This is a genomic window from Acidimicrobiales bacterium, assembly GCA_036273495.1.
In the GTDB taxonomy this organism is placed as follows: domain Bacteria; phylum Actinomycetota; class Acidimicrobiia; order Acidimicrobiales; family JAJPHE01; genus DASSEU01.
Map to the genome: position 1 here is coordinate 1 of DASUHN010000129.1, position 4,271 is coordinate 4,271.

Sequence of the window (4,271 nt, forward strand, 5' to 3'; positions counted from 1 at the left end):
TGGATCGCTCTCCAAGGGCCTGCGCCAACGGGTGGCCCTGGCCCGGGCTCTGCTGAGCGAGCCTCAGGTGCTCTTCCTGGACGAGCCCACGTCGGGCCTCGACCCGGCCGCGGCCCGGGACGTCCACGAGCTCATCGACTCCCTCCGGCTGCGCGGGGTCACGATCTTCCTCACCACCCACCGGCTGGAGGAGGCCGAGCGCCTGTGCGACCGCGTCGCCATCCTCAACACCACCCTGCGCCGTATCGGGCGCCCCGACGAGCTCCGCGACCAGCTCTTTGCCCGGACCCTCACCGTCCGGACCGCCGCGCCCCTGGCCGACCCCGACCGGGTCTTCCCTGGCCTACCCGGGCTGGACAGCTGGCGGCTCGAGCCACCGGCCACCTACCTGCTCGGTGTCTCCGATCCGAATCGGGCGGCGCCGGCGGTCACCCGCGCCCTGGTGGGCGCCGACGCCGACGTGCTCTCGATCGCCGAGTCCCGCCACTCGCTGGAGGACGTCTACCTCCAGCTGGTCAACGAGGACGAGGCGGCCCGTTGACATGAGCTGGACCCGGATCCGCGCCGTCCTCCGCAAGGAGCTGCGGGACTACCGCCACAACGGGAACATCATCTACTCGACGGCGATCCTGCCGGCGATCTTCCTCATCCAGCCCCTGATCCAGGCGTTCACCCTGCCGACCGGCTCGTCCCCCGCGCTGCACCGCGAACATGCCCTGCTGTACATGCTGGCGATACCGGTCCTCGTACCGGCCGCGCTGGCCGCGTATTCCGTGGTCGGTGAGCGGATCCAGGGCACCCTCGAGCCGGTGCTGTCCACGCCGATCCGCAAGGAGGAGCTGCTACTGGGCAAGGCCCTCGCCGCCTTCCTGCCGTCGGTGGGCGTCTCCTATGTCGTGTTCGGCCTCTACGTGGTCCTGGTCGAGCTGTTCGCCCACCCGGGGGTGGCGGCGGCGTTGATCCGCGGCCCCGACCTCCTGGCCCAGCTCGTCTTCACCCCGTTCCTGGCCCTCTGGTCGATCACCGTGGGCATCGCCATCTCGGCCCGGGCCCGCGACCCGCGAACCGCCGCCCAGCTCGCCATCCTCGCCAGCCTCCCCACGGTGGCGGTGACGACCCTCGTCGCCTTCAAGGTCATTCCGGCCACGCCCCGCTTGGCCGTCGCCCTCGGCATAGCCCTGCTGGTGCTGTGCCGGCTCGGTGGGCGTTTCGCGTCCGCGATGTTCGACCGCGAGCGGCTCATCACCGGCACGAGGTGATCGGACCTCCGATCCTCACCGCAGCACCATGGTCGCCACCGTGGCGATGACCCCGACCACCCCGTAGGCGGCGTAGTCGTTGGCCGAGCCGTTGTGCAGGGCGCGCAGGGCCCGGATGGGGGCCGGCTCGGGCCGGCGGATGTAGACCGCAGCCAGGGCCAGACCGGCCAGCGTCGTGGCGGCCACCGTCAGGAGCTCGACCGGGTCCAGATAGGTGAAGCTGACGGCGAGCCGGGGCACCACCCCGCCCCCGTGCAGGACGTCATGGGCGTAGGTCAGCCCGCCCCCCGACAGCAGGGCCCCGGCCGCGGCGCCGGCCACGTGACGCAGGATCGAGAACGGCAGAACCCCGAACGCCACACACCCCGCCGCCAGCGTCCCGAAGGCCACCCGCATGCCCGGACGCAGCGGCTCCAAATGGTCGAGGGGCTCCTCCCGGCGCCGGAAGAAGGCCAGCCACGCCGCCCGGGCCAGAGCGGCGACGGTCACCACCTGGGCCACGAGCATCAGCGCGAGCACTCCCGGCTGGTGACCGTCCTCGAGCGCCTTGTGGATCAATCCGACGGACACGTAGCCGTTGAGCGGCGGGATGCCGGCTATGGCCATCACCCCGATCACGAAGGCAACGGCCAGACCGGGTCGGCGCCGCGCCAGGCCGCCCATCTCCGACAGCTTGGTCATCCCGCTCGCGGTGACGATGGCACCGGCGCACAGGAACAGCAACGACTTGAACAGGGCGTGGCTGATCAGGTGATAGGTCATGCCGGCCTCGCCCGCCGCCGAACCGGTGCCCAGCCCCACGGCCAGCACCCCCATCTGCGAGATGGTGTCGTAGGCGAGCAACCGTTTGAGATCGTCCTGGGCCAGCGCGAGCACGGCACCGGTGAGCGCCGACACCACGCCGAGCACGACCAGAAGGCCGAGCAGCGGGCGAGCGCCCCCCGCCCCGAACACCTGCAGCGCCAACCGGGCGATGACCACGACTCCGAGGTTCACCATCAGACCCGAGAACAGCGCCGACACCGGTCCGGGGGCGGCGGTGTGGGCGTCGGGCAGCCAGCCGTGGAACGGGACCAGCCCCAACTTGGTGGCGAAGCCGGCCACCAGCAGGCCCAGGGCCACCAGGTCGGTGGTGGTGACGTGGCCGGCCAGGGCCACGTGAAGCTGGCCCAGGTTGAGGGCGCCGTGGTCGGAGTACAGCAGGGACGCGCCGATGAACACGAGGAATCCCGCCACCGTCGTGAGGACCAGCAACTTGAAGGCGGCCTCCAGGGCCAGGGGCCGTTCCAGGAAGAACCCGGTGAGCCCGTAACTGGCGAGGGCGGCCACCTCGAACCAGACGAAGGTGTTGAACAGGTCCGCGGTCAGCGCCGTGCCGATGAGCGCGGCGAGCAGGAGCAGGAACAGGCACGTGTAGCCCCCCAGCTCGCGCCCGCCGAGGTGACCCATGTCGGACAGCGTGAACAGCAGCAGGACCGCTCCGACGACCCCGACCGCCAGTCCGTAGGTGAGACCGAAGGGGTCGGCGCCGAAGGCGATGCCGAGGGCCTTCCCCCCGACCGGCACCCAGTTGCCCATGTAGTGGACCAGGACGTGGCCCGAGTAGACGCGCGGGGCCAGGAGGGCCATGCACGCCGTGGACCCGGCCATGGCCAGCAGCGACACGATCAGCGGCAGCCGCTTCGAGAGGCGGGCCAGCAGCGGGGAGGCCACGGCGCCGCTGATCGGGATGACCACCGGAAGCGGCAGGACCGCCTCCAGGCCGGCGGTGGTCATGGCCCCTCAGCCCTTCATCAGGCGGATGCGGTCCGAGTCCAGGGTGCGGTAGTGCTGGGCCAACCGGACCGCCACAGTCAGGAAGACCGCGGTCACGGCCACACCGATGACGATGGCGGTGAGACAGAAGTTCTGGATCACCGGGTCGGCCACGTTGCCCGCAGTCAGGGAGCGCTCGGTGTAGCCGTGAGGCGGGTTCAGCAGCACGGGGGCGGTCGAGCCCTTCCGGTAGGCCATCGAGATCAGCAACAGGTAGGTGGAGGCCTCCATGAGGGACAGGCCCATGATCATCTTGACGAGATTGCGCCTGGTCAGGAGCGTGTAGAGCCCGATGCAGAACAGCACGCCGGCGGCCAGGTAGTTGACGAGGATCACGACCGGCCCCGGCCCGCGTCGGAAGGCTCCCCGTCGGCGGCGGACGACCAGTCGTGGGCCATCCCGAGGAGGCCGAACACGGCGACGGTCAGCCCGGTGGCGACCTCGATGAGCTCCCCGCCCGAGAACAGCTGGAGCACCCCCCCGCTGCGGATGGCCTGCTCGTGCGCGAGCGGCAGCCAGTTGGCCGAGAACGAACCGCGCAGCACCAGGCCGAGAAGCTCGGTGAGGATGATGATGCCCGCCCCGACCATCTCGATGGTCTCGACCGTGCGGGCCCGTACCGCCCGGGCGATCTTGCGGTAGCCGAAGGCCGTGTACAGGAGCAGGATCACCCCGAGGGCCACCGCGCCTGCCGGGAAGCCCCCGCCCGGTGAGTAGCCCCACGCCACCAGATAGGCACCGATCATCGCCAACAGCGGGCTCGCCACCCGGATGGCCGTGCGCACCACGACGGTCATGGCGTCGGCCGTCTCCGGACCCGGTGTTCCGAGCTGCTCGTCGTCGGGCAGGTCCCGGTCGGGCGTCCAGGCCGGGGCCGGTGGCTCGGGACTGCCCTCCCCCTCCCCCTGGTCCTGGGCACCCTCGCGCTCGTCGGCCTCCCGCGCCTGCTGCTCGCCGGCGTCCGGGCCGGCGGCCGACTCGCCGCCCTGGCCCGCCACCTCCGACTGCTCCTCCTGTCCCGCTTCCTCCTCGCCGAGGTAGCCCGAGCGGGGCTCGCGCCGCCGTGACAGCAGCACGACCGACACGACGGCGGCCAGCAGCAGGAAGGTCTCCCCGAAGGTGTCGAAGCCCCGGGTGCCGTACACCACCTCGTTGACCGGCTCGGTGATGTGCCACTTCGGGAGGGCCACCCGCATG

Annotated in this window: 5 protein-coding genes; 2 read left to right on the forward strand and 3 right to left on the reverse strand. The window is 71.3% G+C overall.

Features of this window, described 5'->3' with window-relative positions:
• Together VFW24_05560 and VFW24_05565 are read left to right on the forward strand one after the other, a co-directional pair.
• On the forward strand, nt 1-541 hold a 541-nt coding region (locus tag VFW24_05560; GenBank protein ID HEX5266220.1), incomplete at its 5' end, for an ABC transporter ATP-binding protein.
• 1 nt (nt 542) lies between these two features.
• Nucleotides 543-1,259 carry an ABC transporter permease subunit gene (locus tag VFW24_05565; protein HEX5266221.1) on the forward strand — a complete coding sequence of 239 codons (717 nt, stop codon included), beginning with the start codon at nt 543-545 and terminating at the stop codon, nt 1,257-1,259.
• Nucleotides 1,260-1,274: 15 nt separating this feature from the next.
• On the opposite strand, the gene VFW24_05570 is transcribed toward VFW24_05565, so the two are convergent.
• The 3 genes from VFW24_05570 to VFW24_05580 all read right to left on the reverse strand — a co-directional run.
• Nucleotides 1,275-3,035, reverse strand: a complete 1,761-nt coding sequence (locus VFW24_05570) for a proton-conducting transporter membrane subunit (protein HEX5266222.1) — start codon at nt 3,033-3,035, stop codon at nt 1,275-1,277.
• Nucleotides 3,036-3,041: 6 nt separating this feature from the next.
• Nucleotides 3,042-3,410 carry a sodium:proton antiporter gene (locus tag VFW24_05575; protein ID HEX5266223.1) on the reverse strand — a complete coding sequence of 123 codons (369 nt, stop codon included), beginning with the start codon at nt 3,408-3,410 and terminating at the stop codon, nt 3,042-3,044.
• On the reverse strand, nt 3,407-4,271 hold an 865-nt coding region (locus VFW24_05580), incomplete at its 5' end, for an MnhB domain-containing protein (GenBank protein ID HEX5266224.1). The genes VFW24_05580 and VFW24_05575, both read right to left, overlap by 4 nt.

Excerpts from the sequence above, each read along its gene's own strand:
- VFW24_05565 (HEX5266221.1), top strand. The coding sequence starts at position 543 with ATGAGCTGGACCCGGATCCGCGCCGTCCTCCGCAAGGAGCTGCGGGAC.
- VFW24_05570 (HEX5266222.1), bottom strand. The coding sequence starts at position 3,035 with ATGACCACCGCCGGCCTGGAGGCGGTCCTGCCGCTTCCGGTGGTCATC.